This window comes from Bacillota bacterium (assembly GCA_040754675.1).
In the GTDB taxonomy this organism is placed as follows: Bacteria; Bacillota; Limnochordia; order Limnochordales; family Geochordaceae; genus Geochorda.
Map to the genome: position 1 here is coordinate 1 of JBFMCJ010000011.1, position 22,568 is coordinate 22,568.

Here is a 22,568-nt window from a genome sequence, read left to right on the forward strand (position 1 = left end):
TACATCGAGGGAATCGCCCGGGTCTTCGAAGCGCGCAATTACCTTGCCATGCTGGTGGCGCTCCTGGTCAGCACCGTCCTGACGTTGACGCGCCCGCCGGCCGGAGGGGCGCTCCTCATCACCGCGGCGATGGCGGGGGCCGCCCTGGTGACCATCGGGCGCAGCGCCTGGGGGCCCAAGGTCGGCGACATCGCCAGCGTCCGGCCGGCGCGCATCGAGTTCGACGGCCCGCTTTTGACGGTCGAGGGGGCAGTTCTCCTGAACGTAGGGCGTTCCCAGGCGCGAGAGGTGTACCTGAGGCAGGCCTTCGCGGCCGTCATCGAACCCAAGGACGAGGCGGCTGCCGCCACGCTGGCAAGCCCGGGACAGCGGCAGGCCATCGTGCACGACGTGGTCTCCCGGGTCGGGGTGTTCATGGACGTCGACGAACCCGAGTTCGCTCCGGTGGCCCGTCGCCACGTGCAGAAGGACGCGGTGATCGTGGTGATCCTGCCACAGGTCGCCAGTTTCGACGAGATAGCGAGCGCCATCCGCAACGCGCCCGTCCTGGAGGCCAGCATCCGGCTCACGGGGTACCGGGAGCGTCCGGACGGCGTGCTGCCCCGATCGCTGCGCGACCGAGGCGGCAGGCCGGGAGGGGGGTGAGGCGCTGTTGGGCGACGTGCGGATCCGGGCCAGCGAGTGGATCCTGGCCATCGTGACCACCCAGGCCGACTACCGGGCCGAGGGGGCGCCCGTGTTTTACGCCAGGGACGGCGAGGAGCTGGAACGCATCGCTCTGTACCTGAGCCGGGTCGCCCTGGCCAGCGCCCACGAGGTATCGCCTGGAACGCTCATCATCATGCGCCATTAGGCGGGCAAACAGACGGAGGCCTCTTTTGGGGAGATGTACATCGTCTACCACTGCTTCGGCGGGGCGCATTCGTCGCCGGTGGCCGCGGCCATCCACGTGGGGCTGCTCCCCGACGACGGGCGGGTGCCGGACGGGCGTGCCATCGCCTCAGCCCCGTACTTCGACAAAACCCCGGCCAACCGGTGGGGTGAGCTGCTTCCGGTCGGGCAGGACGCGGACGGCCACCAGGTCTTCGTCATGGGGCACGGGCCGCACCACACTCTGGCGCAAAACGCTCTGACGACCGGGTACAGGCTGGCGGGCGGGGAAGCCAGGGAGATCCTGCTCGTCGATACCCTGCCGTGCGTCAACGCCTGGATGCGAATCGGAGGGTACCTCTCCCGGCGCCTCGGGCTGGTCAGAGTCGGCCGGCCTCTGGTAATCTGGGGAACGAGAAGGGCCTACCCCCAAATCGCGGCGCTGGTGAGGGAGACGCGCGCCCGCTGCCGGTCCGGCAGCGCAGAGCATCCCTGAAGAGTTGTGATCGCCAAGGTAGCCATCGTCGGGCGGCCCAACGTCGGCAAGTCCACCCTCTTCAACCGCCTGGCGGGCCGGCGGGTGGCCATCGTGCACCCCCAGCCGGGCGTCACCCGGGACCGCCTGGTGGCGCCGGCCCGGTGGAGGGGCCGCACCTTCCAGGTCATCGACACCGGTGGCCTGTTGCAAGCGCGCCCCGGGGACGGCGTCAGTGGCGCCATCTGGTCCCAGGCGGCGGCCGCGCTCAGGGAAGCTGCTCTCATCCTCTTCGTGGTGGACGCCCGCGACGGGCTGCTGCCGTCCGATCGCGAGCTGGCCGGGTGGCTGCGAACTCTCGACAAACCCTGCCTTCTCGTCGCCAACAAGGTGGATGCGCCCGCCCTCGAACCCGCCGTCCACGAGTTCGCGGCCCTGGGCCTCGGGGAGGTCATCCCGGTCTCGGCGGCCAACGGCCGCAACGTCGGGGACCTCATGGACCGCATCGTGGAGCGCCTCGAGTTCGTGGCGCAGCCGCAGGCGGACGCTCCCGGATCGGCGAGGGACCCGGCCGGGGCGCCTGAGGACGGCACCGCCGGCGTGCGAATCGCGATCATCGGCCGGCCCAACGTGGGCAAGTCGGCGCTGGTCAACGCCATCGTGGGGGAGCAGCGTGTCGCCGTTTACGAGCAGGCCGGCACCACTCGGGACGCTGTGGACGTTTCGCTGGAGTTTAGGGGGCGGCCCATCACCCTGGTCGACACCGCTGGGATCCGGCGCAAGGCGCGCCCTGGAGCCGGCGACGTGGAGCAGCTTGCGGTGAGCCGGGCGCTGGCCGCCATGCGCCGTGCCGACGTTGCCGTGGTCGTCATCGATGCATCGGAGGGGGTCACCTTCCAGGAGTCGCGCCTCGCAGGGCGGGCCGCATCGCTCGGCCTGGCCGTGGTGCTGGCCGTCAACAAGTGGGACCTGGTCGGCCGGCCCGGCGACCGGGTGGACGCGTACGTCCCGGCCGTGCGGCACGCAGCGGCACGGCTCGACTGGGCCCCCGTCTACTTCATCTCCGCCCTGCGGGGCTGGAACGTGGCGGCCCTGGTGGACGGCGCGCTGCAGGCCGCCGCCCGCCGTGCCCTGAGGCTGGACCCGGAAGCCCTCGAGGCCGCCGTCAGCGAGGCCCAAGCCACGCACCCGCCGCCGGCCAGGGGCCGCCGGGGGGTGCGCATCGCCAGCGTAAGCCAGGTGGGCACTTCCCCGCCCACGTTCGCCCTGCGCCTGCGCGGCGCCGGGGAGCTTCCCGAAGGCTACCTCCGCTACCTCGAAAACCGGCTACGTGAGCGCTTCGACCTGACGGGAACCCCCGTGCGTTGGGTGCAGGTCCCCGCGCGCCGCCCCGTCACCCGCTGAGAATCCTTCCCCTCATATCGTCATACCTCCACAGCCTGGCCCATACCATGTAACAGCCGATAGCGCAAGGTGCCCGGCGAATCCCATGCGTCCAGCCGGGGCCGCTCAACAGAGGAGCGTGGTCTCGTGTGGAGCGCTTTGACGTCTTCCGAGACATGGCCGAGCGTACGGGAGGATGCATCTACATCGGGGTCGTAGGGCCGGTGCGTACCGGCAAGTCCACGTTCATCCGGCGGTTCATGGAACTCCTGGTGCTGCCTGCCATCCACGACCCGGACCAGACCAGCCGGACACGCGACCAGCTCCCCCAGAGCGGCGCCGGCCGGACCATCATGACGACCCAGCCGGACTTCGTCCCGGACGAGCCCGTCGAGGTGGTGCTGCAGGAGCCCATCCGCGTCAAGGTGCGGGTGGTGGACTGCGTCGGCTACACGGTTCGGGGCGCCCTCGGCTACGAAGAGGACGGCCGGGCGCGCATGGTGCGCACGCCCTGGTTCGAAGAGGAGATCCCCTTCGAGCAGGCCGCCGAGATCGGCACCCGCCGGGTCATCACGGAGCACTCCACCATCGGGCTCGTGGTCGTCACCGATGGCAGCATCACCGACATCCCCCGCGAGGCGTACGTCCCTGCCGAGGAGCGGGTCATCGGTGAACTCCGGGAACTGGGCAAGCCCTACCTCGTGCTGTTGAATTCAATCCACCCCGCCGACCCGTCGACTCAGCAGCTTGCAGCCACCCTTCGCGACCGCTACGGGGTGCCGGTGCTGCCGGTAGACGCCCTTCGCATGACCCACGACGAACTGCTCGCCATCCTGCAGGAACTGCTCTGGGAGTTCCCCGTGCGGGAGGTGGGCATCTGCGTGCCCCGCTGGGTGCAGGAACTGAACGAGGATCACTGGGTGCGGCAGCGGCTGTTTGAGGCGGTGCAGGATCACCTGCAGTCCGTGCAGCGGGTGCGGGACGTGCAGACCGCCGTCCGGAGGCTGGGCGAGCATGAGCTGGTAGCCTCGGCCATCCTGGCAGAGATGGACCTGGGCACCGGCTGCGCCACGGCGGAGGTGCAGACGCCCGCGTCGCTCTTCTACCAGGTGCTGAGGGAGATCACGGGAGCGGAGATCGACGGCGACCACCACCTCATCCGCCTGGTGCAGGAGCTGGTGCGGGCCAAGCAGGAGTTCGACTACCTCAGCGAGGCGCTGGCGCAGGTGCGGGCCACGGGCTACGGCGTCGTCACGCCCCGCAAGGAGGAGATCTCCTTCCAGGAACCGGAACTCATCCGGCAGGGCCACCGGTTCGGGGTGCGGCTCAAGGCGAGCGCGCCCACCATTCACATGGTGCGGGCGGACGTCACTACGGAGGTGACGCCGTTCGTGGGAACGGAACGCCAGGGCGAGGAGTTCGCGCGGTACCTGTCGAGCCTGTTCGACGAGAACCCCGAGAAGATGTGGCAGTCGGAGTTCCTGGGCAGGTCGCTGCAGGACCTGGTGCGGGAGGGCATCCAGAGCAAGCTGCACCGCCTGCCCGAGAACGCCCAGCAGAAGCTGCAGGAGACGCTGACCCGCATCATCAACGAGGGAAGCGGCGGCCTCATCTGTATCATTTTGTGAGGCCAGATTTTACGCGGAACAGTCGAACTTCAGCAGGAGGATCCCGACGAGTAGCGAAACAGCGCCCCGGAGCAATTTCCAGTCCGCGATTGCCGAAGGGGCGAGCGCTGGCGGGCGCGCCGAATACGCGGATCCGCGCGCGGATAAGCTACAGCGTGCTTGACGGCGTTTCCGGAAGCCATCGCGGGAAGACCTTGAGCAGTCTAGCCGGAAGGGCGAAAGGAGATGAGCAGTTTTGACCAAGGCCGAGCTGATTGACAGGATCGCGGATAAGACCGGGCTCACCAAGAAGGACTCCGGGCGCGCACTGGATGCAGTCTTTGAGGCGATCACCGAGGCGCTGGCACAGGGGCAGAGGGTTCAGCTCGTTGGCTTCGGGAGCTTCGAGGTCCGCAAGCGGGCCGCCCGCAAGGGCCGCAACCCGCAGACGGGCAAGGAGATCCAGATCGGCGCCCGCCAGGTGCCCGCGTTCAAGGCCGGCAAGGCGCTGAAGGACGCGGTGGCCCGCTGACGCGGGGCCGCTAAGGGCTCGCGAGGTTCAGAAGGGGTGCCTCTCCAAGCGGGGCATCCCTTCTGTTTTGTGCGTTCGTGGCGATCTATAATGGCACCCAAAAGCGCGGGTCCGATCCCGGCGAGACGGAGGCTCTTACGTTGAACGAGACGCTGCGGGTAGGTATGCTGGGCTTCGGCACCGTGGGGCAGGCTGTTGCCAGGGCCCTGGAACGCGACGCCACGCGCATCGTCTCCCGGACGGGCCGTCCCATCGTGCTGCGCCGGGTGGCCGTCCGGCACCCTTCGAAGCCCCGGCCGATCCTCCCGCACGGAGTGGACGTCCACGCCGACCCGCTCGAAGTGGTGGAGCAGGGCGACGTGGACGTGGTCGTTGAGGTCATGGGCGGCGAAGAGCCTGCGTTTTCCGCCATCCGCCACGCCATCGCCTCCGGGAAACCTGTGGTGACGGCCAACAAGCTGGTCATGGCCCGGCATGGGCCGAAGCTCCTGCAGCTTGCCGCAGAGCGGGGAGTGCCGCTGCTTTTCGAGGCGGCGGTGGGTGGAGCCATTCCCATCATCCGGCCCATCAGGGAGTCGCTTGCGTCGGACCGGGTGGTGGGGCTGATGGGCATCCTCAACGGCACCACCAACTTCATCCTGACCGAGATGACAGAGTCGTCCTCGACCACCCTGGCCCAGGCACTCACGCAGGCCCAACTCCGCGGGTACGCCGAGGCGGATCCCCAGGCCGACATTTCGGGGTTCGACGCCGCATGCAAGCTGGCCGTGCTGGTCTCGCTGGCCTTCGACGGGTGGCTTGCGCCCGAAGACGTTCACGTGAGCGGGCTTGTGGGGGTGGATGCGCGGGACATCCAGTACGCGTCGGAACTGGGGCTGACCATCAAGCTCCTGGCCTTCGCGTTCTTGCGGGAAGACGGTGTTGAGGCCTGGGTCGGGCCGGCGCTGGTCTCGAAACGCCACCCGCTCAGCCAGGTGCGGGGCATCAACAACGCGGTGGTGCTCGTCACGCAGGCCGCCGGGGACCTGATGTTCTACGGGGCCGGAGCCGGGGGCGACCCGACCGCGGCGGCCATCCTGGGCGACGTGATGGACGTGGCGCGCCGGGCGAGCTCCGGCCACCGGCAGGAGGCGAACGGAGCCTTGCCGGAGGCGTTCGTACCGGGGCAGCGGGTGGCCACGGCCGACCCGGGCCGGACCGTGCACCGCTTCTACGTCCGCATGCAGGTGGTGGACAGGCCGGGCGTGCTGGCGGCCATTGCGGCCGTGTTCGGGCAGCACGCGGTGAGCATCGAGTCGGTCATCCAGAAGGGGCGCGGGGAGGACCCGGTGGACCTCGTCTTCGTCACCCACGAGGCGCCGCTGGCCTCGGTTGAGGCCGTCCTGCACACCGTGGGGAGGCTTCCCGTGGTCGTGCGAACGGGCCCGCCCATGCGGGTCGTAGGAGGTTGAAACGGGACTCATGGAACGCGGAGTCGTGGCGCGATACCGCTCCTGGCTTGCCTTGCCCGACGGCCTGGAGGCGGTGACGCTGGGCGAAGGGGACACGCCGCTGCTGCGGCTGGCCCGGCTCGAGCGCAGGCTCGGCCTCGGGGTGCCGCTTTACGCCAAACTGGAAGGCCACAACCCCACGGGGTCGTTCAAGGACCGGGGCATGACGGTGGCGGTGTCGCTGGCCCGTCACCGCGGGCGCAGAGCGGTCATCTGCGCTTCCACCGGCAACACGGCTGCCTCGGCTGCCGCGTATGCGGCCAGGGGCGGGATGGGGGCTTTCGTGATCCTGCCGGCGGGGGCGGTGGCGGCGGGGAAGCTGGCGCAGGCCGTGGCGTACGGGGCCGTGGTGGTGGAGGTCGAGGGCAACTTCGACGCCGCCCTATCGATTGTGCGGGAGATGAGCCGGCGCTACCCGGTGGAACTGGTGAACTCCATCAACCCGGCGCGCCTCGAGGGGCAGAAGACCGCAGCGTTCGAGATCTGCGACGAACTGGGCGACGCGCCGCACTATCTGGCCATCCCTGTGGGCAACGCCGGCAACATTACCGCTTACTGGAAAGGCTTTTCCGAGTACCGCCAGCGCGGCCTGACCAGCCGCGGGCCAATGATGCTGGGCTTTCAGGCTGCAGGAGCGGCGCCGCTGGTGGCAGGACACCCGGTGAAACGCCCTCAATCGGTGGCGACCGCCATCCGGATCGGCCGGCCGGCAAGCTGGGAGGGCGCGGTCAGGGCTCGGGACGAATCGGGAGGGCTGTTCGAGGCGGTCACGGATGCGGCCATCCTGCAGGCGCAGGAGGCGCTGGCCAGGGAAGAGGGCATCTTCTGCGAGCCCGCTTCGGCGGCAAGCGTGGCGGGTGTTATCAAGCTCGCGCAGGGGGGCTACTTCGAGCGCGCATCCGGTCCCATCGTGGCGGTGCTGACCGGGTCGGGCCTGAAAGATCCCGACCGGGCGCTGGCTATGGGCAGGCCCGGCCAGACCGTCCGGGCCGAGGCCACGGTCGAAGCGGTGGCGGCGGTGCTGGAGAGTTGGGACGGGACAAGCCCGGGGGGCGCAGGTGTGGAGGGCGTGAGTGTCGGTGCCCGGCCCTGAGGGGAGCCCGGGGCCCGAGGTCAAGGCGGCGTTCGTCGAGGTACCGGCCTCTTCGGCAAACCTGGGCCCCGGGTTCGACGCGCTCGCGGTCGCCCTGGAACTGCGCCTGCGGGTGACCATGCGCTGGGTGACCACACCCTCGGGCTCGGGCGGGTGGCCGCCGTCTCTGGCCGGGCTTTTCGTGACCGGCGAGGGTGCGGACGAGATCGACCGGACCCCCGCCGTCAACCGCGTCTGGCAGGCGGCGATGCGGGTTTTTGAGGCCGCAGCGGCTCCTGCATGGGCCGGGCGATTCGCCGTGGAAATCGAAGAGGCCAACGCCATCCCTCTGGCCGCCGGACTGGGTTCGAGCGCCGCGGCGGCAGTGGCCGGCCTGTGGGGCGCCAACGCCCTGGTTGGTTCGCCGTTCGCTTACGAGCGGCTCCTTGCCATGGCGGCCGCCATCGAGGGTCACGCGGACAACGCTGCGGCGGCCGCTGTGGGCGGATTCGTGACGTGCCGGATGGGGAGCGCCGGTGTGACCGCCGTCCGGGTTCCCGTGCCGCGCGGCGAACTGGTGGCCGTGGTGGCCGTCCCGCCCCTGAAGCTGTCCACCGAGCAGGCGCGGCGGGTACTGCCCGCCGAGGTGCCGCTCGGCGATGCCGTGTTCAACGTGGGCGGGACTTCGCTGGTCGTGGCGGCGCTCACCACCGGCCGGTTCGAGCTTCTCCGGGAGGCTATGGCGGACCGCCTGCACCAACCCTACCGGCAGGCACTCGTGCCCGGCCTCGACGCGGTCATGCGGGCGGCCATCGAGGCAGGCGCTTACGGGGCGAGCCTGAGCGGTTCTGGGCCTTCGGTGCTGGCGCTGTGCCGCCCCCAACAGGCGGAGGCCGTGGGGGACGCGATGGCGCGGGCTTTTTCACGTTACGGGCTCAACGCCCGCCGCTTCGCGCTGGAGCCGGCCTCGGAGGGCGCGCGGCTCCGGATCCGGCGGGATTCATCCGAGGGAGAGCAGGGGTCGGTGTAGCGGTATGGGACTGGTCGTTCAGAAGTTCGGCGGCACGTCCGTGGCTACTCCGGAACGGATCCGCAACGTGGCGCAGCGCATCGCCCGCACGTTTCGCCAGGGGCACCAGGTGGTCGTGGTCGTATCGGCGATGGGGCACACCACCGACCAGTTGATCGACCTGGCCAGGCAGGTCACGGCCCGGCCGCCCCAGCGTGAACTGGATGTGTTGCTCGCCACCGGCGAGCAGGTGTCCATCGCGCTGGTGGCCATGGCGCTGGCCGAACTGGGTGTGGAGGCCATCTCGCTGACCGGCTCGCAGGTGGGCATCCACACCGACGGGATGTTTACGCGGGCGCGCATCCGCCGCATCTCCACCGAGCGGCTGCACAAGGAGCTGGATGCCCGGCGGGTGGTGGTCGTCGCCGGCTTCCAGGGTGTCACCGACCACATGGACATCACCACGCTCGGCAGGGGCGGATCCGACACCACCGCGGTCGCGCTGGCCGCGGCACTGCAGGCGGACGTCTGCGAGATTTACACTGACGTGAACGGGGTGTATACGGCAGACCCCCGGGTCGTGCCGGACGCCCGGCTGCTGCCGGTCATCTCCCACAGTGAGATGTTGGAAATGGCAAGCCTCGGGGCCGTGGTGCTCCAGCCACGCTCCGTGGAACTGGCTGCACAGCACGGGGTGGTGATACATGTGCGTTCGAGCTTCAGCGAGCGGGAGGGAACGCGGGTCGTGCCCGAGGCCAATCTGGAAAAGGCGATGGTCGTCACCGGCGTCACGCACGACCGCAACGTGGCCAAGGTGGTGATCATCGACGTGCCGGACAGGCCGGGTGTAGCCTTCCGGCTCTTCTCGGAGCTTGCCGCCGCCGGCATCAACGTCGACATGATCGTCCAGACGGCCAAACAGCAGGAGACGACGGACCTGCTATTCACGGTGGCGCGCACCGACCTGGATCAAACCCTGGCCATCGCCCACCGGGTATCGGTCGAACTGAGCGCCGGAGAAGTCCGCCACGACGCCTCCGTGAGCAAGGTGTCGGTGGTGGGGGCGGGAATGGTCAGCAACCCCGGGGTGGCCGCCCGCATGTTCGGGGCGCTGGCCGGGCAAGGGATCAACATCCAGGCCATCTCGACCTCAGAGATCAAGGTTTCGTGCCTGATCGACGAGGCCAGGCTGGAAGACGCGGTCCAGGCGGTTCACCAGGCGTTTGGACTGGGGGCCACGGACGAAGAGCAAGAGGCATAGAAAATGGTCGGGGCGACCCGACTTGAACGGGCGACCTCTACCACCCCAAGGTAGCGCGCTAGCCAAACTGCGCCACGCCCCGACGCTGCCTTTACGATAGCACACGGGCCGCCCGCCGTCAACGCGACCAACGCTGGTGCGGCGGCAATGCGGCAGGATATGCGCGCCGGGAGCCGAATGCTCGCTGCTCGGAGGCATTGCGTTGCCCTCAGCCGGACCCGCAAGGCGGCAAGCCGCGCGCAAGCTGCAAGGCCGTGCGGTCGCGGCCCTTCTCGTCCTGGCGCTGGCCGCGTCGGCTCGCGCCGGTACGGCGCAGCCGAAGCCCCCGTCGGCCGCGGCCGCCTACGTGCGCGCCGCAGCAAGCGTCCTGACCGGCGTGCAGGCCATCCTCTGGCTGCACGGCCCGGCTGATGGCGACCTGCTCGCGATCGGATACGCGGACCGGCTGGAGGTGGGGCAACTCACCGCCGACAACCGCTGGGCCTCAAGCTTCCGGCTGTCCGTGCCCACCGGGGTGACGGCGCTCGCGGCCGCCGACCTGGATGGCAGCGGATCCCAGGACCTGATTGCGGGAACCGGAGGGGCCGGTTCCCTCATACGCGTACGTTCCGTGGGGGAGCGGCCGCTCTCCGTTCCCGTGAGCGGATACCTGTTCGGGGCCGCCCGCCAGATCGTCACGGCCGAGCTGGACGGGCGTCCCCCTGCCGAGATCCTGGCCACCAACTCAAGCGGCGAACTGTTCATCTTCAGCGCGGCAGCAGGCGGCGGCTACCGCCGGGTCTGGCGAAGCGCTCCGGGCAGCCGAACCCAGGGGGTGGCGGCCGGTGACTTCGACGGGGACGGGAGAAGCGAGGTGGCGACGGCCGAGCCCGGCGGCCCGGTTAACCTCTACCGGTGGACGGGCAGCAACCTCACTTCTTTCGCCTCCGCCTTCCCATGGGGGCAGGTGACGGCCATGGCGGCCGTCTCATGGCCGGCGCAGGCCCTTCTTCAGCAGGCTGCCGCCGAGGGCGCTCTCCAGGCGCCGGCCGGGCTGGTCGTGGTGACCGACCGCAACCTGGTCTATGTGTACGCCTGGGACGGTCAGAGGCTGGCCGTGGAACAGCTGGCCTACGACCCGGAGCAGCGGTTCCGCATCGAGCTGGGATGGGTTCGGGCAGCCGCGACGGAACCGGGCGACGCTGATCGTCGTCCCGTCCTCGTGCTCGAGGGAGCCGGGCGTTCGGGGATTCAGATCGTCAGGGTCGAGCGCGACCGGCTGGTTCCCCTGGCCCAGGTGAGCTGGCCGGGGCCGGTCCCGGACTTCGCGCGCCTTTCCGACGGGAGGCTTGCGATCATCGGGCGCGATGGGGCTGTGGACGTTCTAAGGCCGGAACGGCCCGGCTACGTGGTGGTGCGGGTGGACGGCCAGCAGGCCCCCCCGGCGGGGCTCCGCCTCCGGTGGGAGGGGGACCGTCCCCTGATCGACGTGGAGCAGATGGGCCGGGTGATTCCGGTGGCAGTCGAGTACGACAAGGCAAGCGGGCAGGCCGTGCTTCGGGCGGGCACGAGCCGCGTCCGGCTTTATCCGGGGCTTGCGGCTGCTCAGGGCGACCGTATGAGCACCCCGCTTTCCGTGTCGCCGCAATTCGACCCGGCCGCAGGCCGGCTGTTCGTTCCCTTTGACGCGGTGCGGCCCCTGGGATGGGACGTGACGTACGATGCGACGGTTCGTGAGCTGACGCTCCGTTCACCATGGTCAGCGGGGCACCCGTAGCAGGAGGCACGGCAGCAGGACATGACCGGTCCGGGTGGCGCGGTGAAGGCGGCTCACGTGGTGGTGGACGGGATCGTGCAGGGCGTCGGCTTTCGTGCCTTTGCCCGGCGGGAGGCTCGCCGCCTGGGCCTCGTGGGGTGGGTGCGAAACCTCCCCGACGGGCGGGTGGAGGTCTGGGTGGAAGGGCCCGCTGAGGCGGTCGATGCCCTTGTCAGGCAGCTCGAGCGGGGGCCCAGGGGGGCCCGGGTGGAGTCGGTTGAGAAGGACCACCCGCCCCCCGCCGGTCGCTATACAGATTTCGAGGTACGGTACGACGCAGGCCTCTAGAGCAGGGGTGGGACGCGCACGTGATAGGCGAGGCCAGGCAGCTTTCGCTGTTCGACGTGGGGCCCGGTCCGGCAGCGGCACCGGAGCAGGAGGCGCTGCCCCTCCAGGCTCCGGCCTCCTCGCCGCGCCAGGTAGCGGGAGGCAGCACGCCGGGCGACGCGGAGTGGACGCGGGCTCTGGCAGGGGCGCAGGATCTTTCGGCCCTCGAGGCGGTCGTCAAAGGCTGTCGGCGCTGCGGCCTCCGGGCGGGCTGCACTCAGGTGGTGTTCGGTGAGGGTAACCCCAGGGCCCGGCTCATGCTGGTCGGGGAGGGCCCGGGCCAGGTTGAGGACGAGACCGGCCGCCCGTTCGTCGGGCCCGCCGGGCAGCTGCTGGACAGGATGCTGGCCGCCATCGGGCTGCGCCGCCAGGACGTGTACATCGCCAACGTGGTCAAGTGCCGCCCGCCCAGCAACCGCGTGCCGACCCCCGAGGAGATGGCGGCATGCTGGCCCAACTTGCGCCGCCAGATTGAACTGATACGCCCGCAGGTCATCCTGTGCCTGGGGGCCACCGCGGCGCACCAGCTCGTGGAACCCAGGGGCAGCATCAGTTCCCTCCGGGGCCGGTGGTTCGTGCGGGACGGCATCCGGTACCTGGTTACGTTCCATCCGGCCGCCCTGCTGCGGGACCCGGGGAAAAAGCCCCTGGCGTGGCAGGACCTGCAGATGGTCCAGCGGGCGCTCTCCGAGGAGAAGGCGTCATAGGCGATCGGCAGGAGGCCCAAAACGCGGCGGCGAAGTGGCGGACGGCGCCACACAGAGGCCTCTTTCAAGTCTCGACGCGGCGGGCGTGAGGCGTCAGAGGGGGACGTGGGCACGTGGCAACTGAGCGGCAAATCGAACAGATTCGCAACGTGGCACTCATCGGCCATGGCGGCTCGGGGAAGACGTCGCTTGTGGAGGCCATGCTGTTTTTGAGCGGAGCGACGACGCGCCTGGGCAGCGTGGACCAGGGCACGGCCACCACCGACTACGACCCTGAGGAGGTTCGCCGGAAGATCAGCATTCAGGCGGCCCTGGCCACCTTTGACTGGCAGGATCGCCGCCTCAACGTGCTGGATACGCCGGGTTACTTCGACTTCGTCGGCGAGGTCGTGGGCGCCCTGCGGGTCGTGGAGGGTGCCGTGGTGGTGTATGCCGCGCCGCAGGGCGTCGAGGTCGGCTCCGAGCAGGTGTGGGAGCTGGCCGACCACCCCCGGGAGGGCGCAAGAGTACTCCCCCGCCTCTGCTTCGTCAACAAGATGGAGCGGGAGAACGCGAGCTTCAGCCGCACCTTCGAACAGCTCCACCGGCTTTACGGCACCAAAGTGGTCGCCGTCCAGATCCCCATGGGCGAGGCGGAACACTTCCAGGGCTTCATCGATTTGATCGAGATGAAAGCGTATCGCGCCGGCAAAGAGTTCGGCGCTGAACAGGCAGGCGAGGTGCCTGGGCAGTGGCAGGACGAGGCGCGCCGGTGGCGGGAGCGGCTGGTGGAAGCGGTAGCCGCTACCGACGACGAGCTGACGGCGAAGTTCCTGGAAGAACAGCCCATCACCCCGGAGGAGCTGGCGCGGGCGCTGCGCGCGGCTTCCCACCAGGGAACGCTGGTGCCGGTCACGTGCGGGTCCGCTACCCGCGGGATCGGGGTGCGGCGCCTGATGGGCCTCATCGTTGAGCTTCTGCCCTCGCCCGCCGACGCGCCGGCCGTGGTGGGGGAGGACCCGAAGACCGGGAGCCAGGTGGAGCGGGCGCCGTCCCCGGACGCGCCGCTGGCCGCCCTGGTCTTCAAGACCATTTCGGACCCCTACGTGGGACGGCTCAATTTGTTCCGGGTCTATTCCGGGGTGCTGAGGTCGGATACCACCGTCTTCAACGTCCGCAAAGGCCGGGACGAGAGGGTGGGGCAGCTCTTCATCCCGAAGGGCAAGGAACAGCAACAGGTGGAGGAGCTTGGTCCGGGCGAGATCGGCGCCATCGCCAAGCTCCAGGAGACGGCCACCGGCGATACCCTGGCCGGGAAGGACGGGGCGCTGAGGCTGCCCGGAATCCAGTTTCCCGAGCCGGTGCTCACGATGGCCGTGCACGCCAAGAAGCGCGGGGACGAGGAGAAGATCGCGTCGGGTCTGGCCCGCATCGCCGAGGAAGACCCCACGGTCCGGCTCGAGAAGTCGGCCGAGACCGGCGAGCTCCTGCTGTCCGGGATGGGCGAACTGCAGCTCGAGGTGGTCACCAGCCGGGTTCAGAAGAAGTTTGGCGTCGAGATGGAACTGAGCCAGCCCAGGGTGCCCTACCGGGAGACCATCCGCACGACGCAGCGGGCGGAGGGCCGTTACGTCAAGCAGACCGGCGGGCGCGGGCAGTACGGGGTGGTCTTCCTCGAGGTCGGGCCGATCGATCCGGGCAGGGGCATCGAGTTCGTCGACAAGATTTTCGGCGGCGCGGTGCCCAAGCAGTACATCCCCGCGGTGGAGAAGGGCGTCCGGGAGACCTGTGCGGAAGGCGTGCTGGCGGGCTACCCGGTGGTGGACGTCCAGGCGACTTTGTACGATGGCAAGTATCACCCGGTCGACTCGTCGGAACTGGCCTTCAAGATTGCCGCCTCCATGGCCTTCAAGAAAGCGTTCATGGATGCCAACCCGGTGCTGCTGGAGCCCATCGTGCTCGTCGAGGTGACGGTGCCCGAGGAGTTCATGGGGGACATCATCGGCGATCTCAACAAGAAGCGGGGGCGCATCATCGGCATGGAGGCCAGGGATGGCCTGCGGGTCGTCCGGGCCCACGCGCCCATGGCGGAGATGGCGCGGTTTGCCGTAGACCTGCGCTCCATCACGGGCGGGCGGGGCCGCTTCCGGACGACGTTCGACCACTACGAGGAAGTGCCGCCGCCCATCGCGGAGCAGATCATCGCCGCAGCCCAGAAGGAGCGGGTTTCCTAGCGTCTGGCCCGCATGAAGGGCCCCACCCCCTGCATAGCGTGGCGCAGGAGGTGGGGGACGTGGGGGGCCCCGGTGCGTTTGCCGGTACCGGTCGCCTGGGCGGAGGTGCGCGTGAGGCCGCGGGCGGCCGCTCGGGAGCGGCCGGCACACCGGCAGCGGGAGCGGTCATGCTGGGCGCGGCGCTCGCCCTTTTCCTGATTGTGGGCGGGTCCGCGGTGCTTGGCACCCTCCAGCGGTTCGGTCTTCTTGCCGCGCTGCCCGGCTGGGTCCACATCGCCGCGGCCTACTTGTGCGTGGCGGCAGGGGGCTGGACGGCCGGGCGGCTCTCGGGCCGTTCCGGCATGCTCACCGGCGGGGCGGTGGGAGTCCTGCTGGTGGCGCTGGCCTTTTGGCTCTCAGGAAGGGCACCCGACGCCCCTGCCGACGTCGTGGTCACCATCCAGTGGTCGGCCGCGGCCTGGAGAAGCGTGCTGGCCGTGCTCACGTCGGCCGTGGCCGGCGGCCTTGCGGTAAGCGGCACCTGAAGGACGCCCCGGGGACGCACCTATGGCTTGAGCCGGGGATCGACCGCGTCCCGCACCGCGTCGCCGAGGAGGTTAAAGGCCAGCACGGTGAGCCCCAGCGCGAACCCGGGCAATACCGAAAGCCACGGTGCGGACCGCAGGTAGCCGCGGCCGAAGCTGATCATCTGGCCCCAGCTTGGCACCGGCGGCTGTACGCCGAGACCCAGGAAGCTCAGGCCGGCCTCCGCCATGATGGCACCCGGAATGCTGAGAGTGAACCACACGATGACGGGCGCCAGCGAGTTGGGCAGAACGTGGCGGAAGAGGATGGCCAGCTCGCTGGCCCCCGCCGCCCGGGCCGCCTCGACGTACTCCAAATTGCGCCGGCTCAGCACTTCGCCTCGCACGATGCGGGCAAGACCGGCCCAGCCCACTGCTGCCAGCGCGATGAAGACGTTCTGCAGGCCCGGTCCCAGCACGAAGACGACGGCGATGGCCAGGAGCAGGTCCGGGATGGCGAACAGGACGTCGCAAAGCCGCATGATCAACGAGTCGATTCTCCCACCGAAATACCCGGCCAGCGCTCCCATGGCGACCCCGATGATCCCCGAGATGGTGGGAGAGAGGAACCCCACAAGCAACGAGACCCGGCTCCCGTAGAGGATCCTCGCGAGCTGGTCCCTGCCCAGGTCGTCCGTGCCGGCCGGATGGGCAAGCGAGGGCGGCCTGAGGCGCTCCCCCAGGTGGACCTCGTAAGGGTCGGCAGGCGACAGCACCGGCGCCAGGATGGCGACGAGCGTGAGCACACCCGCCAGGATGAGCCCCGCCATCCCCATCCGGTTGCGTCGCAGGCGCGGCCACCAGAGGGGCCTCCAGAGCGCCCACCCTGCGGCCCGCCTTGCCAGGCTAATCGTAACGGATCCGGGGATTGAGCGCTGCATACGCCACGTCCACCGCCAGATTGGCCAGGATGTAGACCGCCGCGGTAAAGAGCACGACCCCCTGGATCAGCAGGTAGTCCCGGTAGAGGATGGCCTCATAGGCAAGCCGCCCCAACCCGGGGATGCCAAAGACCGACTCGGTCAGCACGGCCCCGGTCAAAAGCCCTCCGGCCTCGAGGCCGATGAGGGTGACGATGGGGACGAGAGCATTCTTGAAGGCATGCCGCAGCAACACCAGCCGCTCCGAGGCCCCCTTCGCCCGGGCCGTCCGGACGTAATCCTGCCGCAGCACCTCCAGCATGCTGGACCGCGTCATGCGCGCGATGGAGGCGGCGTACCGGGTGCCCAGGGCGATGGCCGGGAGCACCATGTGCGGCACCGACGAATAGCCCGAGATGGGCAACAGCCTCCACCGGTAGCCGAAGTAGAGCTGCAGCACCATCGCGACCCAGAACACCGGCATGGAGATACCGAGGAGTACGAAGAGCATAGCACCCCGGTCGGCCGGCCGGTTCTGGAAGACGGCGGCGATCAGCCCGACCGCAAGGCCCAGCGTCACCCCCACCAGCATGGCGGAGACGGCAAGCCGCACCGTGGCCGGGAAACGCTGCAGGATGGTCTGGGTGACGTCCTGGTGGGTTCGCAGCGACCGGCCCAGGTCCCCGTGCAGCGCCCGCCACAAAAACCGTCCGTACTGAACCGGCAGCGGATCATACAGGCCCAGTTCCCGGGAGATGCGTTCGACGGCCTCGGGGTCGAGCCGGCGGTCGAACATCATCTCCACGGGGTTGCCGGGAACCCAGTTCATCAAGAGGAAGACCAGCACGGAAAGCCCGAACAGCGTGGGAACGGCCTGCACCAGCCGCCGCAGCACGTAGCGGGTCACGGGCAGCGCTCCCCCCGCCGGGAGCGCCGCCCGCCTGCCACCTGCCTGAGCCGAAGCCGCATGGCCCGGTTCAGATCAGCGCTTGGAAAGCCACACATACTTGAGGGCGTTTTCGACGCCGCTCGGGTGCAGGAAGTAGTCGTGAACCCACGGCTGCACGATGGCGAAGTCCTGCAGGTGCCAGAGCGGCACCACGGCCACGTCGTCGACCACGATCTTGCGCTCGGCCTGCTGGTACAGCCGGGCCCGCTCATCGAAGTTGGTGAGCGTCCGGGCCCGCTCGAGCCACGCATCCACCTGGGGATCCGCGTAGTTGCTCGAGTAGTTGCGGCTCTGGGTGGAGTGGAAGAAGACGTACAGGTAGTTGTCAGGGTCAGGGAAGTCTGCCCACCAGTTACCCTGGATGATAGGGATGTTGCCCTGTCCCCTTGCCTGCCGGTACGACGCCGAGTCGACCTGGACGATCTTCACGTCGATCCCGACCTGGCGGAGCATGGCCTGGATGGCTTCGTTGCGGCGGAGCCACGTCTCGCTCGACGTCTGCCAGGTCTCGATGGAGAACCCGTTGGGATAGCCGGCCTCCGCCAGGAGCCGGCGCGCCTCCTGCGGGTTGTAGGGGTACACTTCCAGGTCCTTCTGGCCCGGAATCCCCGGTGAAACGAAGCTGTTGGCCACCCGCGCGCGCCCGGTGAGGAGTTGGTTCACCAGCGCCTCCCTGTCGATGGCCATGGCGATCGCCTTGCGCACCCGCGCGTCATTGAGCGGCGGGATCTTCACGTTGAGCATGTAGTAGTACGTGTTGAGCGACGACTGGCTGACGATGTACGGCTTCCAGCGGGGGTCCCGGGTCAGGCGTTCGAAGTCGGCGTCTGGAATGCCGGTGATGTCGAAGTTGCCGGCCTCGAACTCCAGGATGCCCGTGGCTTCATCCGGAACGATCCGGAACTCGAGGCGGTCCACGTAGGGATAGGGCTTCTCGAAGTAGCCGGCGTTGCGTTCGAAGACCAGCCGCTCACCCCGCCGCCACTCTTTGAAGCGGAAAGGCCCCGTCCCGATGGGCTGCAGGCCCCAGTTCTCACCCGCCGCCCGGGCGGCCTTCTCCGGATAGATGGATACCGGCGGCATCGCAAGCTGGGACAGGAACGGCGCATACGGGTAGCTCAACCGGATCCGGAAGCGCAGCTCGTCAATGATCTCCAACCCGGCAAGCTGCTGGGCCTTTCCCTCGAGCATCTCCTTCGCGCCCACCACCGGCTCCAGGATCCACGTGTTGGGGGACTTGGTCGCCGGGGTCAGCAGGCGCTCGAAAGTGTACTTCACGTCGGAGGAGCGCAGCGGCGTCCCGTCGTGGAAGCGTACGCCGGAGCGGAGGGTGAACGTGTAGGTGAGGCCGTCGGCCGAGACGGTGGGCATGGACGCGAGGAGTTCGGGCTCCAGGCGATACCCGTCCTTGCTGTAGCGGAGCAGCGTGTTGAAGAGATCGCGGGCCCGGTTGTACACGGAAAACCGCGTGTCAATCTGAACGTCCAGGGTCGGTGGATCCTCGGTCATCCACAGCCTCAGCACGCCGCCGGCTTGTGGTTGCTGGGCGGCCGATACCACGCCGGTTACGGCCACGAACGCGACAACAAGCGCCGCACCGGTAAGACCGATTGCGAGCCTGGTTCGCCAGATGCCCACCTGTTTCGCCCCCCTCGGTTTGCTGGTCCCCGATGTTCGACGGGCAACAGTCACTTCCTGGGATGGCAAACGTCCTCGGAAAATGCTCTGTCCGGGAACGATCGGCCGGTCGGGTTCCAACGGTAAGAAGGGTAATTAGAGGTCTTCGTCGAACCAGGCGTTCGCGGAACCGTTGCGGGCACCCGCTCACCTCACGGGAAGGCGTGGGAGAACGCGTGGCAGGCAACATCGAACCGGTATCGGCCCGGCGCGAGGCGGGCCGCGGCGTGGCGGTGGCGCTGCTGGTTTGGGCCATGCTGGGTGGAGCGATGGTGGCTACCTGGGCGGCGATGCGCCGGTGGTGGTTCCCGCCGCTCGCTTCGTCGCAGGGGGCCGACATCGACCGTCTGTTTGGCATCATCTTTGCCGTCATCAGCGTGGTTTTCATCCTGGTTCAGGCGACGCTCGGGCTGGCGCTGTGGCGGTTCGGTTCGCGGGGCGAGTCGCACCGGGCGAGCCACTGGCACGAACACCGCGGGCTCGAGATAGGGTGGACCACCATCACCGCGGTGACGCTCATCGCCCTGACCGTTTTGGGGGGAAGCCTCTGGCTGCGGGTGCACAGCGCGCCCCCGGCCGACGCGCGCACCGTGGAGGTCGTCGCCGAGCAGTTTGGATGGCGCTTCCACTACCCGGGCCCTGACGGCGTGCTGGCGGCGGTTGACCTGACCGCGGACCGCCGGGGTTCGCCGCTCGGCATCCGATCGGATGCCCCCGGCGCCGCGGACGACATCGTGAGCCGCGAGCTGGTCGTTGAGGTGAACCGCCCGGTGCGGCTGCTCATCCGGTCCAAAGACGTCATCCACAGCTTCTACGTCCCCAACATGCGCTTCAAGCAGGACGCCGTCCCGGGTCGAGTCGTGGAGATCTGGTTCACGCCGGTCCAGGCGGGCACGTTTCCCATTGCCTGCGCTGAACTCTGCGGGGTAGGCCACTACGTCATGGCAAGCACCCTGAAGGTGGTAACCCCTGAGGAGTACCAGTCATGGCTGGCCTCGTTCGCCCGGGGCGCCCTTTGAGCTCCGGAGCGTGAGGCGGCGCGGAAGGAGCGAGGCGTACAAGAGATGGCAGTCCTCGAGCAAGACGTGCGGGCGGCGCACGAGGAGCAGCACAGGGAGAGCCTCGTCCGGCGTTACATCTTCAGCCAGGACCACAAGGTCATCGGGATCCAGTATCTGGCCACCTCCTTTCTCATGGCCCTGATCGGCGGGGTTCTGGCCATGGTCATCCGGCTGGAGCTGGGCTGGCCGGGGAGCGTCATCAACCAGGGGTCGTACCTTTCGACGGTGACCATGCATGGTACCATCATGGTCTTCTACGTGCTGAGCACGGCGCTGACGGGGGGGTTCGGCAACTATCTGGTTCCGCTTCAGATCGGGGCTCGAGACATGGCGTTCCCCTTCCTCAACATGCTCTCGTACTGGCTGTACGCCCTCTCGCTCATCCCGCTGGTGGCGGCGTTCTTCGCCCCCGGCGGGGCGCCCATGAGCGGGTGGACGGCCTACACGCCGCTGTCGGCGGTTCCGCAGGCAGCGCCGGGCTCGGGAATCGGCCAGTCCCTATGGCTCCTGAGCCTGGCCATCCTCATCGTGGCGTTCCTCTTCGGCTCGCTCAACGTCATCACCACGGTCATGCAGCTTCGCGCCCGCGGCATGTCGATGATGCGGATGCCCCTGACCGTGTGGGGCCTGTTCATCACCGCCATCCTGTCGCTGCTGTCGTTCCCGGTCCTGCTGGCAGCGGGGATCATGCTGCTGTTTGACCGGCACCTGGGCACGACGTTCTTCCTGCCGGCGGGGTCGGTCATCGGCGGCAAGGTCATCGCGGCGGGCGGCGGGGACCCGCTGCTGTGGCAGCACCTGTTCTGGTTCCTGGGGCATCCCGAGGTTTACATCCTCATCCTGCCGGGCATGGGCATCGTCTCCGACATCATCGCCAACAACGCCCGCAAGCCGGTGTTCGGGTACCCCGTGATGGTGCTGACGATGGCAGTCATCGCGTTCTTGAGCTTCCTCGTGTGGGGCCACCACATGTTCGTGAGCGGGATGCACCCCATGCTGGGAACCGCGTTCATGGCCACCACGCTCATCATCGCCGTCCCGTCGGCCATCAAGACGTTCAACTGGCTGGCGACCATGTGGCGGGGCAAGATCCGCTTCACGCCGCAGATGCTGTTCGCCATCGGCTTCGTCTCGGTCTTCGTGACCGGAGGGCTGACGGGGCTGATGCTGGGTAACCCGGCCGTCGACATGTATTTGCACGACACATACTTCGTGGTGGCACACTTCCACTTCGTGATGGCGAGCGCCTCGCTGTTCGGCGTCTTCGCGGGGCTGTATCACTGGTTCCCCAAGATGTTCGGGCGGGCGCTGGACGAGCGGCTCGGCCGGCTGCACTTCTGGCTGGCGCTGCCGACCACGTATGCCACGTTTTTCCCGATGCACTTCGCCGGGCTCGCCGGTATGCCGCGGCGCATCTACTCCACCCAGCTTTACGGCTACCTGCAGGGGCTCGAAGGGCTCAACCGGTTCATCTCGGTGGCCGCCTTCGTGCTGTTCGTGGCGCACATGATCTTTGCGGTCAACGTGGTCTACAGCCTGGCAAAGGGCCGGCGGGTGGCCGAGAACCCGTGGCAGGCGACCACCCTGGAGTGGACGACGTCGTCGCCGCCGCCGCACGGCAACTGGGGTGAACGGGAAGTCGTGGTGTACCGCTGGGCCTACGACTACAGCCTGCCCGAGGCGGCGCAGGACTTCGTCCCGCAGAACGTGCCGGTCGAGGCGCCGGTGACGGCTGTTGCCCGGCAGGCGGGCGGGCAGGTGGCTCCCGCCACCGGCTGACTGACGGTCGGTCACCAGACCTTCCCCACCGACTGACGGTCAGTCGGTCCGGCCGGCCCTCTGCGGCGTGAAAACCACGAAACTGGAAAGGGAACGTTGCGAAATGGGGACGGGAACGCTCAGTGGAAGGCAAGCTGCTCTTGCCAGGGAGGGCCCGGCACCCGACCAGGCGCGCCAGCGCCCGGGGCTGGGAGGCGGCCCGCCTGACGGAGGCGGCACGGGCGGCGGCCGGGAATGGGGAGGGGCAGGCGCAGAGGCAGCGTTCAGCCCGGCCGTCACCGGCGCGTGGATGCTCACGGCGGCGGTCGCCATGCTGTTCGTCGGCTTCACCAGCACCTACCTGGTGCGCCGCACTGCCCCGGACTGGCAGGCCGGCCCCATGCCGCCGCTTCTGTACCTCAACACGGCGCTGATTGCGGCGAGCAGCGTGGCGCTGGAGTGGGGCCGCGCCCGCGGCCGGCGGGAGCAGCTGCAGGGGCTGCTCACGGGCCTCGGGTGGGCCTGTATCCTGGGGGCCGCGTTCCTGACCGGTCAGGCTGTCGCCTGGTGGCAGCTGCTGGGCGGCGGGGTGACGCCGGCCGGCAGGCCTCACAGTTCGTTCTTCTACCTGTTGACGGGCATCCACGGGCTTCACGTGGCGGGGGGCCTGGGATGGCTTGTCCGGGCGTGGATCCGCAGCCGCCGGGCGAGCGCGGTCGCGCAGGTCCGCGCCACGGTGGACGCAAGTGCCGTCTTCTGGCACTTCATCGGCGTTCTGTGGTTGTATCTGTGGGTGCTCCTTTTCTGGATCTGAGAGGAGTGTGACGCGGGTGGACGCGGCGCAACTTCGCCCTGCCGTGACCGGGTCGGAGTGGGGAGGCGGCACCTCGCCGTTCCGGGTGACGTGGGGCAAGCTGATGATGTGGCTGTTTCTCCTCTCCGACACCCTCACCTTCGGG

At 68.9% G+C, this 22,568-nt stretch carries 21 protein-coding genes and 1 tRNA gene; 18 read left to right on the top strand and 4 right to left on the bottom strand.

Annotated features, from left to right (window positions below):
* From AB1609_01420 to AB1609_01465, 10 genes are all read left to right on the top strand, one after another.
* Positions 1-645: YIEGIA domain-containing protein (locus AB1609_01420; GenBank protein MEW6045133.1), on the top strand; the 645-nt coding region annotated here is incomplete at its 5' end.
* A 16-nt stretch (positions 646-661) separates the two neighbouring features.
* Positions 662-853, top strand: a complete 192-nt coding sequence (locus AB1609_01425) for a hypothetical protein (GenBank protein MEW6045134.1) — start codon at positions 662-664, stop codon at positions 851-853.
* 33 nt (positions 854-886) lie between these two features.
* Positions 887-1,366, top strand: a complete 480-nt coding sequence (locus tag AB1609_01430) for a DUF3189 family protein (GenBank protein ID MEW6045135.1) — start codon at positions 887-889, stop codon at positions 1,364-1,366.
* Between the two features lie 6 nt (positions 1,367-1,372).
* On the top strand, positions 1,373-2,749 hold the full coding sequence (der, locus tag AB1609_01435) for a ribosome biogenesis GTPase Der (protein MEW6045136.1): 1,377 nt from the start codon (positions 1,373-1,375) through the stop codon (positions 2,747-2,749).
* A 128-nt stretch (positions 2,750-2,877) separates the two neighbouring features.
* A complete protein-coding gene (gene spoIVA / locus AB1609_01440) occupies positions 2,878-4,356 on the top strand; it encodes a stage IV sporulation protein A (protein MEW6045137.1) in 1,479 nt (492 codons plus the stop codon).
* Between the two features lie 235 nt (positions 4,357-4,591).
* The gene (locus AB1609_01445; protein ID MEW6045138.1) at positions 4,592-4,867 is read left to right on the top strand and encodes an HU family DNA-binding protein; all 276 of its coding nucleotides are present in this window, start codon (positions 4,592-4,594) and stop codon (positions 4,865-4,867) included.
* 140 nt (positions 4,868-5,007) lie between these two features.
* A complete protein-coding gene (locus tag AB1609_01450) occupies positions 5,008-6,318 on the top strand; it encodes a homoserine dehydrogenase (GenBank protein MEW6045139.1) in 1,311 nt (436 codons plus the stop codon).
* A gap of 10 nt (positions 6,319-6,328) precedes the next feature.
* The gene (gene thrC / locus AB1609_01455; GenBank protein MEW6045140.1) at positions 6,329-7,450 is read left to right on the top strand and encodes a threonine synthase; all 1,122 of its coding nucleotides are present in this window, start codon (positions 6,329-6,331) and stop codon (positions 7,448-7,450) included.
* The gene (gene thrB, locus AB1609_01460) at positions 7,437-8,459 is read left to right on the top strand and encodes a homoserine kinase (GenBank protein ID MEW6045141.1); all 1,023 of its coding nucleotides are present in this window, start codon (positions 7,437-7,439) and stop codon (positions 8,457-8,459) included. The genes thrC and thrB overlap by 14 nt, the downstream gene beginning before the upstream one ends.
* Before the next feature lie 4 nt (positions 8,460-8,463).
* On the top strand, positions 8,464-9,699 hold the full coding sequence (locus tag AB1609_01465) for an aspartate kinase (GenBank protein MEW6045142.1): 1,236 nt from the start codon (positions 8,464-8,466) through the stop codon (positions 9,697-9,699).
* Positions 9,700-9,703: 4 nt separating this feature from the next.
* Here AB1609_01465 and AB1609_01470 read toward each other — a convergent pair.
* Positions 9,704-9,781: transfer RNA gene (locus AB1609_01470), tRNA-Pro, on the bottom strand.
* A 120-nt stretch (positions 9,782-9,901) separates the two neighbouring features.
* Here AB1609_01470 and AB1609_01475 point away from each other — a divergent pair.
* The 5 genes from AB1609_01475 to AB1609_01495 all read left to right on the top strand — a co-directional run bounded on the left by AB1609_01475 (position 9,902) and on the right by AB1609_01495 (position 15,265).
* Complete coding sequence (locus AB1609_01475) at positions 9,902-11,455, top strand: hypothetical protein (protein ID MEW6045143.1); 1,554 nt, start codon at positions 9,902-9,904, stop codon at positions 11,453-11,455.
* A 21-nt stretch (positions 11,456-11,476) separates the two neighbouring features.
* Positions 11,477-11,782, top strand: a complete 306-nt coding sequence (locus AB1609_01480; protein ID MEW6045144.1) for an acylphosphatase — start codon at positions 11,477-11,479, stop codon at positions 11,780-11,782.
* Between the two features lie 20 nt (positions 11,783-11,802).
* The gene (locus AB1609_01485) at positions 11,803-12,528 is read left to right on the top strand and encodes a uracil-DNA glycosylase (GenBank protein MEW6045145.1); all 726 of its coding nucleotides are present in this window, start codon (positions 11,803-11,805) and stop codon (positions 12,526-12,528) included.
* A gap of 113 nt (positions 12,529-12,641) precedes the next feature.
* Positions 12,642-14,741: an elongation factor G gene (fusA, locus tag AB1609_01490; protein MEW6045146.1), complete on the top strand. Its 2,100-nt coding sequence runs from the start codon at positions 12,642-12,644 to the stop codon at positions 14,739-14,741.
* Between the two features lie 59 nt (positions 14,742-14,800).
* Positions 14,801-15,265: a hypothetical protein gene (locus tag AB1609_01495; GenBank protein ID MEW6045147.1), complete on the top strand. Its 465-nt coding sequence runs from the start codon at positions 14,801-14,803 to the stop codon at positions 15,263-15,265.
* A 20-nt stretch (positions 15,266-15,285) separates the two neighbouring features.
* Here AB1609_01495 and AB1609_01500 read toward each other — a convergent pair whose 3' ends face one another.
* The 3 genes from AB1609_01500 to AB1609_01510 form a co-directional block, all read right to left on the bottom strand.
* On the bottom strand, positions 15,286-16,185 hold the full coding sequence (locus AB1609_01500; protein ID MEW6045148.1) for an ABC transporter permease: 900 nt from the start codon (positions 16,183-16,185) through the stop codon (positions 15,286-15,288).
* Positions 16,151-17,071 (bottom strand): ABC transporter permease, encoded by a 921-nt coding sequence (locus AB1609_01505; GenBank protein ID MEW6045149.1) that lies wholly within the window; start codon positions 17,069-17,071, stop codon positions 16,151-16,153. The genes AB1609_01500 and AB1609_01505 overlap by 35 nt, the downstream gene beginning before the upstream one ends.
* Before the next feature lie 75 nt (positions 17,072-17,146).
* On the bottom strand, positions 17,147-18,751 hold the full coding sequence (locus AB1609_01510; protein MEW6045150.1) for an ABC transporter substrate-binding protein: 1,605 nt from the start codon (positions 18,749-18,751) through the stop codon (positions 17,147-17,149).
* A 215-nt stretch (positions 18,752-18,966) separates the two neighbouring features.
* On the opposite strand from AB1609_01510, the gene coxB reads away from it, so the two are divergent.
* From coxB to AB1609_01525, 3 genes are all read left to right on the top strand, one after another.
* Positions 18,967-19,809 carry a cytochrome c oxidase subunit II gene (gene coxB / locus AB1609_01515; protein ID MEW6045151.1) on the top strand — a complete coding sequence of 281 codons (843 nt, stop codon included), beginning with the start codon at positions 18,967-18,969 and terminating at the stop codon, positions 19,807-19,809.
* A gap of 45 nt (positions 19,810-19,854) precedes the next feature.
* Positions 19,855-21,630, top strand: a complete 1,776-nt coding sequence (locus AB1609_01520; GenBank protein MEW6045152.1) for a cbb3-type cytochrome c oxidase subunit I — start codon at positions 19,855-19,857, stop codon at positions 21,628-21,630.
* Positions 21,631-21,733: 103 nt separating this feature from the next.
* On the top strand, positions 21,734-22,423 hold the full coding sequence (locus AB1609_01525; GenBank protein ID MEW6045153.1) for a cytochrome c oxidase subunit 3: 690 nt from the start codon (positions 21,734-21,736) through the stop codon (positions 22,421-22,423).
* Positions 22,424-22,568: the final 145 nt, after the last annotated feature.

What these genes read in the sequence shown, in the direction of transcription:
- AB1609_01430 (MEW6045135.1), top strand. Translation starts at nt 887, where the DNA reads ATGTACATCGTCTACCACTGCTTCGGCGGGGCGCATTCGTCGCCGGTG.
- thrC (MEW6045140.1), top strand. Translation starts at nt 6,329, where the DNA reads ATGGAACGCGGAGTCGTGGCGCGATACCGCTCCTGGCTTGCCTTGCCC.
- AB1609_01465 (MEW6045142.1), top strand. Translation starts at nt 8,464, where the DNA reads ATGGGACTGGTCGTTCAGAAGTTCGGCGGCACGTCCGTGGCTACTCCG.
- AB1609_01480 (MEW6045144.1), top strand. Translation starts at nt 11,477, where the DNA reads ATGACCGGTCCGGGTGGCGCGGTGAAGGCGGCTCACGTGGTGGTGGAC.
- AB1609_01500 (MEW6045148.1), bottom strand. Translation starts at nt 16,185, where the DNA reads ATGCAGCGCTCAATCCCCGGATCCGTTACGATTAGCCTGGCAAGGCGG.
- AB1609_01520 (MEW6045152.1), top strand. Translation starts at nt 19,855, where the DNA reads ATGGCAGTCCTCGAGCAAGACGTGCGGGCGGCGCACGAGGAGCAGCAC.
- AB1609_01525 (MEW6045153.1), top strand. Translation starts at nt 21,734, where the DNA reads ATGGGGACGGGAACGCTCAGTGGAAGGCAAGCTGCTCTTGCCAGGGAG.